At 35.2% G+C, this 16,604-nt stretch carries 17 protein-coding genes and 1 riboswitch; of the genes, 16 read left to right on the forward strand and 1 reads right to left on the reverse strand.

Annotation, left to right across the window (positions count from 1 at the left end; genetic code table 11):
• Nucleotides 1–44: 44 nt before the first annotated feature.
• From WBF61_RS05510 to WBF61_RS05580, 15 genes are all read left to right on the forward strand, one after another.
• On the forward strand, nucleotides 45–1,322 hold the full coding sequence (locus tag WBF61_RS05510; RefSeq protein WP_424254649.1) for a UDP-N-acetylglucosamine 1-carboxyvinyltransferase: 1,278 nt from the start codon (nucleotides 45–47) through the stop codon (nucleotides 1,320–1,322).
• A gap of 11 nt (nucleotides 1,323–1,333) precedes the next feature.
• Nucleotides 1,334–2,629: a transcription termination factor Rho gene (rho, locus tag WBF61_RS05515; protein ID WP_424254651.1), complete on the forward strand. Its 1,296-nt coding sequence runs from the start codon at nucleotides 1,334–1,336 to the stop codon at nucleotides 2,627–2,629.
• Nucleotides 2,630–2,758: 129 nt separating this feature from the next.
• Nucleotides 2,759–3,025, forward strand: a complete 267-nt coding sequence (locus tag WBF61_RS05520) for a type B 50S ribosomal protein L31 (RefSeq protein WP_424254674.1) — start codon at nucleotides 2,759–2,761, stop codon at nucleotides 3,023–3,025.
• 119 nt (nucleotides 3,026–3,144) lie between these two features.
• Nucleotides 3,145–3,699, forward strand: a complete 555-nt coding sequence (locus tag WBF61_RS05525; protein ID WP_424254676.1) for a LemA family protein — start codon at nucleotides 3,145–3,147, stop codon at nucleotides 3,697–3,699.
• Nucleotides 3,700–3,832: 133 nt separating this feature from the next.
• The gene (gene htpX, locus WBF61_RS05530; protein ID WP_424254653.1) at nucleotides 3,833–4,720 is read left to right on the forward strand and encodes a zinc metalloprotease HtpX; all 888 of its coding nucleotides are present in this window, start codon (nucleotides 3,833–3,835) and stop codon (nucleotides 4,718–4,720) included.
• Nucleotides 4,721–4,858: 138 nt separating this feature from the next.
• Complete coding sequence (locus WBF61_RS05535; RefSeq protein ID WP_424254655.1) at nucleotides 4,859–5,635, forward strand: hypothetical protein; 777 nt, start codon at nucleotides 4,859–4,861, stop codon at nucleotides 5,633–5,635.
• 250 nt (nucleotides 5,636–5,885) lie between these two features.
• The gene (locus WBF61_RS05540; protein ID WP_424254656.1) at nucleotides 5,886–6,983 is read left to right on the forward strand and encodes a D-alanine--D-alanine ligase; all 1,098 of its coding nucleotides are present in this window, start codon (nucleotides 5,886–5,888) and stop codon (nucleotides 6,981–6,983) included.
• 106 nt (nucleotides 6,984–7,089) lie between these two features.
• Complete coding sequence (locus WBF61_RS05545; protein WP_424254658.1) at nucleotides 7,090–8,472, forward strand: UDP-N-acetylmuramoyl-tripeptide--D-alanyl-D-alanine ligase; 1,383 nt, start codon at nucleotides 7,090–7,092, stop codon at nucleotides 8,470–8,472.
• An 87-nt stretch (nucleotides 8,473–8,559) separates the two neighbouring features.
• A complete protein-coding gene (locus WBF61_RS05550) occupies nucleotides 8,560–9,270 on the forward strand; it encodes a Bax inhibitor-1/YccA family protein (protein WP_424254659.1) in 711 nt (236 codons plus the stop codon).
• A gap of 432 nt (nucleotides 9,271–9,702) precedes the next feature.
• The gene (locus tag WBF61_RS05555) at nucleotides 9,703–11,283 is read left to right on the forward strand and encodes a DEAD/DEAH box helicase (protein WP_424254660.1); all 1,581 of its coding nucleotides are present in this window, start codon (nucleotides 9,703–9,705) and stop codon (nucleotides 11,281–11,283) included.
• A 193-nt stretch (nucleotides 11,284–11,476) separates the two neighbouring features.
• The gene (gene acpS, locus WBF61_RS05560; protein WP_424254661.1) at nucleotides 11,477–11,836 is read left to right on the forward strand and encodes a holo-ACP synthase; all 360 of its coding nucleotides are present in this window, start codon (nucleotides 11,477–11,479) and stop codon (nucleotides 11,834–11,836) included.
• A gap of 23 nt (nucleotides 11,837–11,859) precedes the next feature.
• Nucleotides 11,860–13,020 (forward strand): alanine racemase, encoded by a 1,161-nt coding sequence (gene alr, locus WBF61_RS05565; protein ID WP_424254663.1) that lies wholly within the window; start codon nucleotides 11,860–11,862, stop codon nucleotides 13,018–13,020.
• A 124-nt stretch (nucleotides 13,021–13,144) separates the two neighbouring features.
• The gene (locus WBF61_RS05570) at nucleotides 13,145–13,396 is read left to right on the forward strand and encodes a hypothetical protein (protein ID WP_424254665.1); all 252 of its coding nucleotides are present in this window, start codon (nucleotides 13,145–13,147) and stop codon (nucleotides 13,394–13,396) included.
• Nucleotides 13,397–13,422: 26 nt separating this feature from the next.
• Nucleotides 13,423–13,773 carry a type II toxin-antitoxin system PemK/MazF family toxin gene (locus WBF61_RS05575; protein WP_424254667.1) on the forward strand — a complete coding sequence of 117 codons (351 nt, stop codon included), beginning with the start codon at nucleotides 13,423–13,425 and terminating at the stop codon, nucleotides 13,771–13,773.
• A 111-nt stretch (nucleotides 13,774–13,884) separates the two neighbouring features.
• Nucleotides 13,885–13,929: riboswitch (PreQ1 riboswitch) on the forward strand.
• Between the two features lie 7 nt (nucleotides 13,930–13,936).
• Nucleotides 13,937–14,428: a QueT transporter family protein gene (locus WBF61_RS05580; protein ID WP_424254668.1), complete on the forward strand. Its 492-nt coding sequence runs from the start codon at nucleotides 13,937–13,939 to the stop codon at nucleotides 14,426–14,428.
• 126 nt (nucleotides 14,429–14,554) lie between these two features.
• Here the strand turns inward: WBF61_RS05580 and cbpA are convergent, their stop codons facing one another.
• A complete protein-coding gene (cbpA, locus tag WBF61_RS05585) occupies nucleotides 14,555–15,193 on the reverse strand; it encodes a cyclic di-AMP binding protein CbpA (RefSeq protein ID WP_424254669.1) in 639 nt (212 codons plus the stop codon).
• Between the two features lie 205 nt (nucleotides 15,194–15,398).
• On the opposite strand from cbpA, the gene WBF61_RS05590 reads away from it, so the two are divergent.
• A complete protein-coding gene (locus WBF61_RS05590; protein WP_424254671.1) occupies nucleotides 15,399–16,121 on the forward strand; it encodes an O-methyltransferase in 723 nt (240 codons plus the stop codon).
• Nucleotides 16,122–16,604 lie beyond the last annotated feature (483 nt).

The following is a 16,604-nucleotide window of genomic DNA, read 5'->3' on the forward strand; positions in this document are numbered from 1 at the left end:
TAAAAAAGAATAAATGGTTAAAATGATAAAAGTGAGGTAAAAAAATGAAAAAAATAGTTATTAATGGAGGAAAGAAGTTAAGTGGGACAGTTACAATCAATGGGGCTAAAAATAGTGCAGTTGCTTTGATCCCAGCTTCAATCCTTGCTGATTCTCCAGTTACCTTAGAAGGAGTTCCAGATATCCAAGATGTTCATTCGTTAATTGAAATTTTAAATATTATGCATGTGAAAACTGATTTTGATGGTTCAACCTTAATCATAGATCCGACTGAAATGATTTCTATTCCTATGCCTAGTGGTAAAATACAAAGTTTACGTGCATCATATTATTTTATGGGAGCATTATTAACTAAATATGGACAAGGAGTTGTTGGCTTGCCAGGCGGCTGTTTTTTAGGGCCACGCCCAATAGACCAACATTTAAAAGGTTTTCGAGCATTAGGTGCAACAGTTGAGAATGAATTAGGCGCGATGTATCTTAGAACGCCTGAAGAAGGGTTGAAAGGCAGTCGTATTTATCTAGATGTCGTTTCGATTGGAGCAACGCTTAATGTAATGCTCGCTGCTGTTAAAGCAAAAGGAACAACGATTATAGAAAATGCTGCTCGTGAACCCGAAATTATCGATGTAGCAACATTGCTAAATAATATGGGTGCAAAAGTTCGTGGAGCAGGAACGGATATTCTTCGTATCGAAGGAGTCAAGGAACTTCATGGTTGCAGACACACTGTTATCCCAGATAGAATTGAGGCCGGAACCTATTTAGCTTTAGCTGGGGCAATTGGTACAGACATTACAGTACAAAATGTTATTGTGGAACACTTAGAAGGATTAGTAGCGAAAATGGAAGAAATGGGAATTCCTATGACCATCGACGAAGATAGTATTCGTGTGAAAGAAGCTCAACTCCCATTAAAACCAATTAACGTTAAGACGCTTCCTTATCCAGGTTTTGCAACTGACTTGCAACAACCTTTAACACCTTTGATACTAAAAACGGTAGGCGAATCAACAATTTTAGATACGATTTATGCTAAGCGAGTTAAGCATATTCCGGAGCTAGTTCGAATGGGTGCAAAAGCGCGTGTAGAAGGAGATTTAATCTTACTAGAAGGTCCTTGCAAATTAAAAGGGGTAGAAGTTGAAGCTAGTGATTTGAGAGCAGGTGCTTGTTTAGTGATAGCGGGTTTGATGGCTGAAGGTACAACAACAATCACAGGTGTGGAAAATATTTTACGAGGCTACGATCATATTATTGATAAATTGACTGATTTAGGTGCAGACGTTAAAATGATAGAAGTTGAAGATACTATAATATAGGAGCCTAGAATATGAGTGAAATATTAACAGTCGAACAACTAGAAGAAAAAACATTAAAAGAAATTTATGCTTATGCAAAAGAATTAAAAATTCCTTATTATAGTCAAATGAACAAGAAAGAATTAGCTTTAGCGGTAATAAGAGCACAAGAAGAAAAACAAGGCTTCTTTATTGCTGAAGGTGTATTAGACATTATGGCACAACAAGACTTTGGTTTTTTAAGACCAATTAACTACACATCTAGCAAAGAAGATGTTTATATTTCCGCCTCACAAATTAAACGATTTGGATTGCGAAATGGAGATAAGGTAACTGGTAAAGCTAGGCCTCCAAAGCCGTCTGAGCGATATTATGGATTAATGCACGTTAGTAAAGTAAATGGCAGTGATCCCGAACAAGCTAAAGAGAGATCTCATTTTCCAGCATTAACGCCACTTTATCCTGACCGTCAGATTAAACTAGAAACAGGACAATCTAATATTTCTGCTCGTATGATTGATATTGTGGCTCCAGTTGGATTTGGTCAGCGTGGTTTAATCGTTGCACCACCAAAAGCCGGGAAAACGACCTTGTTAAAAGAAATTGCAAACGGAATTGCTGAAAATTATCCTGAAGCTGAGCTAATTGTTTTGCTAATTGATGAGCGTCCAGAAGAAGTAACGGATATAGAACGTAGTGTGAAAGGTGAAGTTGTTTCGTCGACTTTTGATCAACAACCTCAAAACCACGTTCGTGTTGCTGAGCTAGTGTTAGAAAGAGCCATGCGTTTGGTGGAAGACAAACAAGATGTCATTATCTTAATGGATAGTATTACTCGTTTGGCACGTGCCTATAATTTGGTTATCCCTGCAAGTGGTAGGACATTAAGTGGTGGTATTGACCCCGCAGCTCTTTATCGACCGAAAAAGTTTTTTGGAGCAGCGAGAAATATCGAAGAAGGCGGTAGTTTAACTATACTAGCAACAGCTTTAGTTGAAACGGGTAGCCGTATGGATGATATTATTTATGAAGAGTTTAAAGGAACTGGGAATTCAGAACTGCATTTATCAAGAGAGCTTTCAGAACGACGTATATATCCGGCTATTGATGTTAAAAAATCAAGTACGCGAAAAGAAGAATTGTTGTTAAACCAAATTCATTTAGATGAGATTTGGAAGCTTCGTCACGCAATGATAAGCGATTCTCTAGAATTAACTGATCAATTTATTAAGGCTCTGCGTAATTCTGAAAACAATCAACAATTCTTTGAAAGTTTTTCAGAGAAAGCCTTTAGCCAAAAGAAGACTGGACGCAATTTGCGAAGATAAGTAATGGATGGCTAAATGTGTGAGAATAGATTGCAATCCGACAATAGACGTGGTAACATTCTACTGTTAAATAAAAATAAAAAAGAACTCTGGTTCAGCAAATGTATCAGGGCAAAGGAGCGAGAGCACATGAAAAAAGAAATTCACCCAACTTATCAAGAAGTTGTATTCATGGATACTACTACAGGATTTAAGTTTTTATCAGGTTCTACAAAATATTCAAGCGAAACTGTTGAGTGGGAAGACGGCAACACTTACCCGTTAATCCGTGTTGAAACTACATCTGATTCACACCCATTCTATACTGGACGTCAAAAATTTACACAAGCAGACGGACGTGTCGACCGTTTCAACAAAAAATACGGTTTGGCAGACGCAAACGCATCAGAAGAATAAGAATAACTATGAAAGCTCTAATTTTAGAGCTTTTTTTTATACCAAAAAACTCTCTATTGCGTGCTATTTTATAGTATATTTGATACGATGAACTAAAAGATAGGGAAGGTGTATCGTTGATGTTGTGGATAATACTGGGTATAATTATAATCTTATTTCTAATTTTTTATGTTGTGACTTATAACAGCTTAGTCCGAGCAAGAATCTGGGTTAAAGAAGCTTGGAGTCAGATCGATGTACAATTAAAAAGACGCAATGATTTAATTCCCAATTTAGTAGAGACGGTAAAAGGATATGCAAAGCATGAACAAGAAACGTTTGAAAAAGTAATCCAAATGCGAAATCAATTGACTCAAGTGTCGTCTGAGAATCATGAAGAGCAAATCCAGCTATCTAATCAATTGTCAGATACATTAAAAACTATTTTTGCCTTAAGTGAAAGTTACCCGGATTTGAAAGCAAATCAAAATTTTATTCAGTTACAAGAAGAATTAACAGCGACAGAAAATAAAATTGCCTATGCTCGTCAGTTGTATAATTCTAGTGTGGCAACTTTTAATAGTAAGTTAGAATCTTTTCCGAGTAACATTGTAGCTAATATCCATAATTTTAAATCAGAAGCTTTATTAGAAATTCCTTTAGAAGAGAAAAAAGTACCGAATATTTCTTTCTAAAAATAGAAAAAAATTAACAAGAATGAGCCTACATGACTTACGTGTAAGTCGCTCATCTTTATGGGACTGTTGTATTTTCAACATTTTTTAGTTCATTTCATATATAGGAATAACGAAAGAGGGTAGATGGATAGTGCTTTTTGAACAAATTGAACAAAATAAGCGTAAAACGGTAGTGTTGATGCTTGTTTTTTTTCTTTTAGTTTTAGTCATTGGAGGAGCAGTGGGCTATTTGAATTTCAATAGTGCTATTAATGGGATAGTCATTTCAGCGGTTATAGCGTTAGTTTATATGTTTACAATGATTTCTAACTCAACAAAAGTTGTGATGAAGTTGAATAAAGGGAAAGAAATTATACAAAAACAAGATTACCCGCTCTTATGGAATGTTGTAGAAGAACTTTCATTAGTTGGTAAAGTTCCAAGGCCTAAAATTTACGTTATTGATGATAAGAGTCCCAATGCGTTCGCATCTGGTAATTCTCCGGACAAAGCATCTGTTGCTGTAACAACTGGTCTAATGGAAAGATTAAATCGTGAAGAAATTGAAGGCGTGATAGCTCACGAAATAGCTCATATTCGTAATTATGATATTCGCTTATCTACTATTGCTTTAGCCTTGACAGCTGTTGTCGCCTTGGTGGCTAATATTGGAACTCGAATGTTATGGTTTGGCGGCGCAAGAAGAAAAAATGATAAGGGTGATAATCATTCGCTTATTTTCTTTATCATTTCACTAGTCCTTATTATTCTTGCTCCAATAGCGGCTACATTGGCACAATTAGCTTTATCTAGAAATAGAGAATATTTAGCAGATGCCTCAGCGGTAGAGTTAACAAGGAATCCTCAAGGATTAATTTCCGCATTAAAAAAAATTTCTGCCAGTCCTCCAATGGAGAAAGCAGATCCAACTAGTGCAGCTTTGTATATAGAAAATCCTTTTAAAAATAAAAATACTCAGACTCTTTTTTCAACGCATCCATCAACGGATTCAAGAATAAAAAGACTAAAAGAAATGTAAAAAAACGTTTGTTACCAGTCTGTCTTAATAGAGCGGTTACATTTCCGTGTTGTAATGCAATATTCACTAAATTGATACAGATAAAAAAGGGGAAACGTAGTACAATGAAGTGTAGAAAAAAATGAGGAGGGGTACCTAGTGATTTCGGATTATATTTATGTTCATCTAGACGGCGTAACAAATTCTGTTTTAAGTAAAGGGATTACGTTTAAAAGCTATGATGAAATCATAAAAAAAGTACCTGAAAACATTCTATTGCTGAATGCCTCGAAAGATATAGGAGAATTTGATCCACATACTGGTTTTCAAATGATTCGAGGGATTGAAAAAGTTCGCAATTATTTAGAGATGAATATAGATAAGAATTCTGGCCGCAATCTTAAGTGGATAGATTTTGAAAGTATTGAATTGTTGAGACAACTTACACCCGTAGAAGTTTCTGAATTGCTGTATCTTTCTCATGCGCACACCCACTTACACTCTCCTTTTTATTATAAATTACAAAATAATTTCATTTATTTATCAATGACTGACAATTTTAAAAAAATATATTTTCGTTACTTAGAGCAATTTTATTGGTTTCTAAGCGATAGTCTAACAAGATCATTAACGTTGAAATGTAATGAGAAGAAAAAATTTTATCAAAAAGAAACTGAAATTAAGCCTATTCCAAAAGAATTGATTAAAGAATTAATTCCTTTCTTAAGAGAAGGTGTCTTATTTTCGTTCACTCAAATGCAAGAGCATAAGCATCAACAAATATGTGAAATACCAATCTTTTTAGTTGAAGATCGTCTGAGAGATGTTAATCAAATTTTTTCGAAAAAGGATTTATTAGGTACTGTCTACTACGATAAAAATAATAGTGAGTGGTCATTTATAGAAGAAAATTTACTTCAACCACTTGAGGAGTGAAAAGCCATATAAACAAGCGTTTAATGGCTTTTTTGTTTATAGTGAGTTAGTATATTGTTTTTTTGCTGAATAGCGTATCAATTTAATGATAGTAAGAATTTAAAAGGTTAAAACAGTGTGAATTTGTAAGGAAGTTCTGTCGGAAATGTTTGCTATTTTTATCAATAAAAATATGATACAATAGCTTTTGAATTCAAGAGAACTCATGTTGGAATAAGAGAATAAAAGTTACAACTCGGAGGAAAACCAAATGAAAATCTTTCTAATATACGGAGGAAAAAGTGCTGAACACGATATTTCAATACTAACAGCATTCTCTATTATCAAAGAAGTCTATTATGATTACTACGAAGTTCAACCAATTTACATTACAAGAGATGGAGAATGGATAAAAGGCGCAGTTGTCAATCAGCCAGAAACCATTCAATTTTCTGAAGCTTTACGCCTAATAAATTCAAAAGAAGTTTGTTTCTCTGTTGAAGAAGGAACAGCTTCTAAAGGGGTAACCATCAAACCGTCGGAATTGAAAGAGGAGAATGCTGTTATTTTTCCTGTACTTCATGGTCCGAATGGAGAAGATGGTACCGTTCAAGGGTTGTTTGAAGTTATCGGTATGCCGTATGTGGGAGCAGGCGTATTAGCCAGTGCGTGTGGAATGGATAAAATAACTAGTAAACAGCTTTTTCAACAAGCTGGTTTACCCCAAGTTCCTTACGTTCCTATTCGAAAAGGAGATTGGATAACGAATGCGGATGATGTATTTAATAAGTGTGAAGGTACGCTAGTCTATCCAATGTATGTGAAGCCGGCAAATCTTGGTTCGAGTGTTGGAATCAGTAAAGCTGAAACACGTGCAGAATTAGAAGAAGCGATTAATCTTGCCCTACAATACGATCGTCGCGTAGTCGTAGAACAGGGAATTGAAGCTAGAGAAATTGAAGTAGCTATTCTAGGGAATGATGATATTCATACATCTGTACCTGGAGAATTAATCAAAGAAAGTTCTTTTTATGATTTTGAAGCAAAGTATATTAATAACCAAGTTACGCTGCAAATACCTGCTCGTGTTTCAGAAGAAGTAGAAAAGAAATTGCGTTCTTATGCTGTTCGTGCATTTCAAGCAATTGATGGAACTGGTTTAAGCCGATGTGATTTCTTTGTCACTGGAAACGATGAAATTTTTATTAATGAACTAAATACGATGCCAGGATTTACTCAGTTTAGTATGTATCCGTTACTTTGGAAGCATACTGGGTTAAATTATGGAGATCTAGTTGAAGAGCTTATTCAATTAGCATTAAAAAGATTTGAAGAATCTTTAAATTTTGAACAAACGGAACGGATTTAACTCGAGTGAATAGTAGTTTTTATATTATGAAAAGTGGCAGGACAAATGTCCGTGCTGCTTTTTTTTAAAAAGGTAGGTTAAACCTAGAAAAGATGGAGGAAAAGGAATGTTTCTATTATCAGTGAAAGAAATTGCACTAGCTGTGCATGCTAAGAATATAGAAGATGCATGGGAAACAATTAAAATTAATGCTGTAGATTTTGATTCGAGAGAAATCAAAAACCAATCATTATTTGTTCCGTTAGTTAGCGAAAATGATGGGCATGCTTTTGTTGAGCAAGCTATAAAAAATGGTGCTTTGGCGACATTTTGGAGTAACTCGATAAAAGAAGCGCCAGAGGGTATTCCGGTTATCCAAGTTGAAGATACACTGAAAGCTCTTCAAGATTTAGCTCGGTATTATCTAACTAAAATTAATCCTAAAGTAATTGGCATCACAGGTAGTAATGGGAAGACTACAACGAAAGATATGACGCAAGCAGTGCTGTCAAGTCAATACCGTGTTCATAAAACACAAGGAAATTTTAACAATCATATTGGGCTACCTATCACAATTTTAGAAATGCCTTTAGATACAGAAGTCGTTATTCTGGAAATGGGAATGAACCATGCTGGAGAAATCAAAGTGCTTTCTGATTTGGCGAAGCCAGATATAGCAATCATAACAATGATAGGAGAGTCACATATTGAACATCTAGGGTCTCGTGCAGGTATTGCAGACGCTAAGATGGAAATCGTTTCCGGTTTGAAAGAAAATGGACTTTTAATTATTCCGGGAGATGAACCGCTTTTAGTAGAAAGAGCTAGTTGTTTAAAGAAAGAGCAGGTTAAGACGTTTGGAGTCCTACCGACAAATGATGCTTATTCATTGCAAATAAGTTCAGGAATGAAAGAAACTACTTTTTCAACTAATTTAGATCCATCGATTTCTATTCATTTACCTGTCACAGGAACATACAATGTTGATAATGCGTTAGCTGCGTTAAGTGGAGGTTTAGCTTTGGGTATTTCTGTTGAAAAGGCTGCTCAAAAGCTAGCAACATTCCAATTGACGAAAAATCGAACAGAATGGTTAGAAGGTATTCATGAGAGCGAACTGCTAAATGATGCTTACAACGCGAATCCTACAGCTATGAAAGCTGTATTGAATACCTTTAGCCAATTGAAAAATGAAGGCAGAAAGATAGTTGTATTAGGTGATATGCTAGAACTAGGCAGACAAACGCAAGAGCTACATGTTAGTATAAAAGATGCATTATCAATAGATGAAATTGATCAAGTTATTTTATATGGTCCCCATATGAAGGTACTCTATGAAGCATTGAAGCCGGATTTCACTATAGATCGAATACATCATTTTGATGGAGAAAAAGAGACGATGATTGCTTTTTTGAAGAAGCTTATTAAGCCCAAAGACTACGTACTCGTAAAGTCTAGTTTTGGGACAGGCCTATTATCCGTCGTTAAAGCTTTACAAAAAAATAGATAAATAAAAATCAGCCTTAAGACTGATTTAGAAAAAACAAGTAAGTTGATATATTAATTGTAGTGAAATGGATTGAAGGAGGAATGAAACGTGAATACTCAAAGAAAAGACGTTACAAATGATTTTGTTGATCAACCTACAATGGCTAAGTTTTTTGCCTCTGTATATGGCTATATGACCTTAGGTTTAGCTATTTCTGGGATAACTGCATTTTATGCTTCTCAAAGCCCATTGATTCTAAATTTAGTTTACGGAAGTCCGTTTGGGATGATTGGTTTATTTATTGCAGAAATATTTTTAGTATCTAAGCTTGCTACAAACGGAATGAAGATGAGATCAGCTAGCTCATCCTTGGTTGGGTTTGTTGCTTTTGCATTATTAAATGGTATTACATTAGCTAGTATCTTTTTGATTTATGAACTAGGAAGTATAGGTTCAGCCTTTCTGATGGCTTCAGCAACATTTGCCGGAATGAGCTTGGTGGGATTCTTTACTAAGAAAGACATGTCAACATTAGGAGGACAATTAAGAGGAGCTTTAATTGGTTTGATTGTCGCTATGTTGGTAAACAGCTTTATCTTACGTAGTGGTCCTGCTGATTTTGTCTTATCAATTATTACGGTTTTGATTTTTGTTGGGTTCACTGCATATGATACACATAAATTAAAACAGATTTATATTCAATTTAGTGGGCAACAATCGCTAGGAGCGGTGGCGATTAGTGGAGCTTTAAGTTTATATTTAGACTTTATTAATATTTTTCTTGGCTTATTACGTATATTTGGAAATAGACGCGATTAACAACAGATAAAGGGATTGAGTATTCTCTCAATTCTTTTTTTGTTGCAAAAAAAATTTATGAAAAAGAAAAAGAATAAAAAAAGACGAACAAATTCTAGATTTTTTTAAAAAGGAAACGTGTTCATAGGGATTGGGAAGTAAATTGTTTGATAATCCTATATAGACGTGTTAAGATTAATAAGATTAAATGAGAGATTTAATTAAAAAAGATAAAACCAATGAGGGTTTTGTGAAAATAGATAAGCAGACGAGCTTGGAATTTATCCGAGCTTTTGATATGAAATGAAGGACTCAGCTTAATGATACTTTGTTTGAGTGAGCTGAGTTTTTATATGGAGTGACAGCAACAGGTGCGTCTGAATTGAAACAATGATGGTGCCTGTATTTCGCAAAAATCTCTCTTTACGGTTTTTAAATTGGGAGGAAATATATTTGAAATTTTCAGAATTAGGTTTAGCACCAGAATTATTACAATCAGTAGAACGTTTAGGCTTTGAGGAGGCAACTCCAATTCAAACACAAACGATTCCGTTAGCGCTTGAAGGAAAAGACGTTATCGGGCAAGCACAAACAGGGACAGGTAAAACAGCCGCTTTCGGTCTACCAATGCTACAGAAAATTGACGTAAATAACCGTGCAGTTCAAGGTTTAGTTATTGCGCCAACACGTGAGTTAGCTATTCAAACACAAGAAGAGTTATTCCGTTTAAGCCGAGACAAAAAAGTACGCGTACAAGTTGTCTATGGTGGAGCAGATATCAGTCGTCAAATCCGCGCATTAAAAGATGCACCGCATATCGTTGTAGGTACACCAGGTCGTTTGTTAGACCATATCAAACGTAAAACATTAAAATTAAATCATGTTGAAACATTAGTTTTAGATGAGGCAGATGAGATGTTAAATATGGGCTTTATTGATGATATCGAAACAATCATTCAAGAAGTTCCAGGAGAACGTCAAACATTGCTATTCTCAGCAACAATGCCAGCTCCTATCAAACGTATCGGAGTAAGATTCATGAAAACTCCAGAACACGTTAGTATTAAGGCAACAACTTTATCAGATAGCTTAATCGAACAATTCTTTGTTCGTTGTAAAGATTTCGAAAAATTTGATATTATGACACGTTTGTTTGATGTTCAAACACCTGAGTTAACAATTATCTTCGGGCGTACAAAACGTCGTGTTGATGAACTAGCTAAAGGGTTAGAAATGAGAGGATACCGTGCTGAAGGAATTCATGGCGATCTTTCTCAACAAAAACGTATGAGTGTATTAAAAGCATTTAAATCAGGGAAATTAGACATTTTAGTAGCGACAGACGTAGCTGCACGTGGATTGGATATTTCAGGAGTGACTCATGTTTATAACTATGACATCCCTCAAGATCCAGAAAGTTATGTTCACCGTATTGGCCGTACTGGTCGTGCGGGTAAAGAAGGAGTTTCAGTTTCTTTCATAACACCAAATGAAATGGGTTATCTACGTGTTATTGAAGATTTAACGAAAAAAGAAATGACACCTTTACGCCCACCAACAAATGCTGAAGCTTTTGAAGGACAAATCAAAGCGTCTATGGAAGAAGCGACTTCTATCGTTGAAGCTAACGGATTAGAATTGTATAGAAAAGCAGCAGCTCAATTATTGGAAACATACACAGCTGAAGACATAGCAGCCTCTTTCTTGAAGAGTGTTTCTAAAGATGCGGCTGCAGTACCAGTTAAAATCACACCTGAACGTCCATTACCAAGCCGAGGCGGAAGCAAAGGCGGCGGAAATAAAGGTGGATCATCACGTGGTGGTTACAAAGGGAAATCTAGTGGCGGTGGATACCGTGGCAATCGTAGTGGTGGGAAACCAGGCGAACGTCGTGGCGGATCTGCTTCTGGATCTGGATCTGGTTACAGTTCAGATAAAAAACGTGGCAGCAGCGACAGTCGTCGCAGTAAGCCAGCCTCTGACAGACGTCAAGGCGGCGGAGACCGTAACTTTACTATCCGTAATAAAGACTAAACAAATAGTACGTAAAAAAGCCATTCTCTATAGAGAATGGCTTTTTTAGTGCGCTATTCAGCTAAACGATGTTTAATAAGTGACAATTTTGTTCGGTTCTGATAATATAAGCACAAGTATAGGGTAAAACTAGGTTTAAACGAGTTAATTTTAAATGTATTGGCAAATAAGTACATAAAAAGTGAGGCGTAAAATGATAGTTGGGATAGGTTTAGATATAACCGAAATAAATCGGATTGAACAGGCTTTAAAAAAAAGAAATACTTTTTCAAATCGTGTGTTAACTCAAGCTGAATGGGCTTTGTTTAATGAACTAAAAGGCTCTCGTCAAATAGAGTTTTTAGCTGGACGTTACGCAGCTAAAGAAGCCTTTTCGAAAGCGTTTGGAACGGGTATCGGTAAGTTAGGATTTCATGATATAGAAATATTACCTAATGAAAAAGGGAAACCCATAGTCAGAAAAAGTCCGTTTGATGGGAATGTATTTCTTTCGATTACGCATACAGATGCAATTGCTGCTGCCCAAATAATTTTAGAAAAAAATAAAGCATAGAGGAGAGAAAGGGGGAGTTGATTTTGGCTGTGGGAATACATCGGAAAACGATTGCGTATATTGATAAACAAGCAATTATTCATAACGTACAGCAAGAAATGAAAAGGTTAGATAAAGATACCGTTCTTTACGCGGTAGTTAAAGCTGATGGATATGGACATGGCGCAATAGAAGTTGCGAAAGCGGCAAAAAAAGGTGGGGCATCAGGTTTTTGTGTAGCTATTTTAGATGAAGCCTTAGAGCTGCGAGAAGCGGGTTTTACGGAACCTATTTTAATTTTAGGATTAGTGGATGTAAAGTATGTAGAGTTGTTGGTGTTAAATAAATTTAGTGTGACAGTTGGTAGTTTAGATTGGCTTGAAAAAGCTAATGAGATAATAAGAGTAAATGAATATAACGAGAAATTGTACGTCCACATTGCTTTAGATACTGGAATGGGGCGTATTGGTATAAGGACAAAAGAAGAGTTGCAAGAGATAGAACGATGGTTAGATGGCAATGAACGTATCTGTTTTGAGGGTGTTTTCACTCATTTCGCTACTGCAGATAGCCCGGATCAAAAACAATTTGAAAAGCAAGTTTCAAAATTCAATATTCTAGTAGAAAGTTTGCACCGAAAACCACCGTTTGTACACACCGCAAATAGTGCCACAGCACTTTGGCATAAGTCATCTTCCTCAAATCTTATCCGTTTTGGTATCGCAATGTATGGTTTGAATCCATCTGGAGGAGTTCTGTCTGAACCGTATCAATTAACACCGGCGATGAAAATCAGTAGTGAAGTCAATTATGTTAAGCAAATGCAAGAAGGAGATACGATTGGTTACGGAGCGACATACTCAGCGTCGCAAGGTGAGTGGGTTGGGACGGTTCCCATAGGATACGGCGACGGGTGGCCTAGGGGTTTACAAGGTCAAGATGTTCTTGTAGATGGAAAAAGATGTGAGATAATTGGAAGAGTTTGTATGGATCAGTGTATGATTCGATTGCCTTATGAAGTTGAAGAAGGATCAGAGGTTATTCTTGTCGGCCAAAGTCAAGAACAACTGATTACGCTACAAGAGATTGCCGATCATTTAAATACAATTCATTATGAAATTACTTGTGGTTTAACTGCACGTATTCCTAGAAGATATGATAATACTAGTATCGCTAATAGTGACAAAAAAACGAACATTTTTTAAAGCATTAAGTTAAACCTCGATTGGAGGTTCCAATGTTTATTCTTTCATGGTACCATTAGCCTAAGTACAGATGCGGTTTTCTTTGTGAGAGAAGGGAAAAGCTATTCATTGGAGGGTATGGTTCATGAGAAATAATGGTGGACGGGTATTTAAGATTTCTTTGAATCGTCATGTTTCTAAAGATAGTCAGAGTTATGATGTTCAAACGAGTATTAATAAATTCAACTCAATAAATGCAGTGGTGAATCAGATTTCAGAAAAAAACATAACTATATATGATACCTTGCGAAAAGGATATGCGGAAATGTCTCGTATCAACCTTGATATTTGTAATGAATTTGAAGTTTGTGAAAAAGAGGTCAGCGCCCATTTCTAGCCAGTTATCATAAGGAGGATATACCTATGGTAAGACGGGGTGAGATTTATTATGCTGATTTATCGCCTGTTGTAGGATCAGAACAAGGCGGGATGCGCCCAGTATTGATTATACAAAATAACATTGGAAATCATTATAGTCCAACAGTTATTGTAGCAGCGATAACAGCGAAAATACAAAAGGCGAAGATGCCTACCCATGTAGAAATTTCGGCAGAGGAATTTTCCTTAGAAAAAGATTCCGTAGTCTTGTTAGAGCAAGTTCGAACAATCGATAAACAAAGACTAAAAGAAAAAGTAACTCAGTTAAACCAAGAAACAATGAATAAGATTGATGAAGCTTTAGAGATTAGTGTGGGCTTATCAAAAACAGTTTAATTAGATGTACATAAACCTTCCTAGTTAGTCCGAGGAAGGTTTTTTAGTGATTATAAGGAAAAGATTCGAATTGAGAATTTCTTGAAAAAGTGATATCATGCTAACGTTACTAAATATGTGGTTCGTAACCATCCCACAGAAAAAAACTAGGAGGAACAAAAATTTGAAAACAAAAAGTCTGGTTATTAATGCTGTTGTAGCAGCGTTATATGTAGCGATAACAGGGATTTTAGCACCGATTTCTTTTGGAGCATTGCAATTCCGTGTTGCTGAGATTTTTAATCACCTGATTGTCTTTAACAGAAAATATTTATTTGGAATAGTAAGTGGTGTATTTATTTCGAATTTATTCTTTTCGACAATAATAGGTTATGATCTAATATTTGGGGTAGGTCATTCGTTATTATCTTTATTGATTGCAAGTGGATTAATGAAGAAAATTTCTAATATATGGGTAAAGTTTATGATTAATTCATTAATCTTTACTGCTCTTTCTTCTTTAATTGCTTTGGAATTGTATTTAGCTTTTTCTTATCCTTTTTGGTTTGGTTACTTAACCGTTGGAATTGGAGAGCTTGGCATTATGGTAGTGGGTGCGCCGATCATGCAGTATTTAGATAAAAAGATTCATTTTAGTGAAAGAATAGAAGCTTAAAAAAAAAAGCCATACAGCGCGTTAGGGTGAGTGTTAGTGGATTAAGACTAACGTTCACAAAAACGTATTGTTTTTGGCTTTTTTACTTTAATTTATATGTTTGGACGCTCGATTCAGTGTGAAAAATTAATTATTCTCTAAATCTTCTATTTCTACTACGCGGAAACCTTTCTTCTCTAGATGGTCGCTAATTTGTTTAACGGTTTCTGCGGTTACACCTGATTCAAGAGTCATCATTGTGCGACGAACAAGTTCTTCTCGTTCAGCGTCTAATGTAATACAACTTGATATAGAACAATAGCGATTAATAATTTTTGTCATATTTGTTAAATCACCCTTTTGGCCAGAAGATGCAATGGTCAAAACATAACTACCTGAATTAATATTCCATGATTGTTGCAACATGTTTAAGAGGGAGCTATGGGTAAGGATGCCATAAAAATGATTTTCTTCATCTAACACAGATATATAAGGAAGTTCCTTAATTGTAAAGAACACTTTAAAAAAAGAAGAATCTACAGAAATAAATTTTGTTGCATTTTTCAAGAGAGTAGTAACGGGTAAATTCATATCACCGTTATTTGCTTGATGGCGATAAATGTGCATTTTGTATATATTGCCTCTGAAAATTTTTCCGCTTTCGTCTAAAATTGGGATACAACGATAACCAGATTTCTCGAGTATATCAATCGCTTCTTGAAGAGTTGCGCTTTCTTTGACAGTAGTTAAACTTTTCTTAGGAATACAGAGTGATTTAATAAGCATCATTGTATCCTCCTTTATTTATTTTATGGTGTTCTGTTATATTGATAATAGCATATAAAACAAAGGATTTACAATGCTTTTGAAGTGAACATATAATAAAATAGTGAAACAAAGTCTTGTTTGATGAGATTGAGCAACTTATAATAGAAAATGAGAGAATACAATTGTGCTTTGAGATGAGAGAAAGAGGAGAAGAGTAATTAATATGGAAAATATAAAGATTAAAACAGCTAGAAATGAAATGATGGATCGTCCAGTCGTTAAAAAAGAAGTAGTAGAGTTTTTGAGAACTCGACAAAAACCGTTATCAGGTAAGTTAGGAGAAATTGAAAGAGAAGCAAATGAAAGAAGAGTACCGATTATTCCGCATGAGACAGTTGTTTTTTTAAACTTACTTTTAGGGCAAATTAAGCCAGAGCATATCTTGGAAATAGGAGCAGCTATTGGTTTTTCTTCTAGTTTAATGGCTCAACACGTTGGTGAAAATGGGCACGTGACAACGATTGATCGCTTTGATGTTATGATTGAAAAAGCAAAGAAGAATTATGAAGTTTTAGGCTTAACAGAGAAAGTAACTCTTTTAGAGGGGCAAGCTGCAGATATTCTACCCACTTTATCAGGGCAATACGACTTTATATTTATGGATAGTGCAAAATCAAAATACCACGAATTTTTACCTGAATGTATTCGATTGTTAAAAATTAACGGGATGTTAGTTGTCGATGATGTACTGCAAGGTGGCACAATTTTGTTGCCGGACGAGGAGATTCCAAAAAGAACGAGAGCTATTCATCGTAAATTGAATTCTTTTTTGGATACCGTCATGAATCATCCATCTTTAGAGTCCAGTATTGTTCCGTTAGGGGATGGTCTATTAATGATTGTTAAAAAAGAAGAGATAGAATTATCTTCTTTACGTCCTTTATAGTAAGGTGGATAAAGTCTTCTCATCTTAATCCTTTGACTAGTAGATAAGTTAAATAAATCTTTATTTTTAAAAAGATTTATTTAATTTGAAAATATTCTTGACGAATGTATAAAAAGTTGATATATTAATAGACGTTGTTGAAAGTGCTTTTTAAATGTTTGATTTTATTTAATAGGTTATCCTTTAAAAAATGCTTGACGCGAATTGATTGTTTGTGTTATTATTTAAAAGTTGTTGAACATATCAGCTGGTTAACAGTTGAATAAATATGTAAAGACAATAAAAAATATTCAAAAACATTTGACAAGCACTCTACTTAATGTTATTATATAGAAGTTGTCAAAACAAAAAGTATTGACCTTTGAAAACTGAACAAAGTAAAACAATAAACTGTGAACGGCGGTTCGACCAAGGGTCGAACCAAAAGAAACAAAGTGAAAGTAATTTCGCTAGCAAGTCATTTTAATGAGCTTCAAGCATCGT

Source organism: Carnobacterium sp., from assembly GCF_049673005.1.
In the GTDB taxonomy this organism is placed as follows: Bacteria; Bacillota; Bacilli; order Lactobacillales; family Carnobacteriaceae; genus Carnobacterium_A.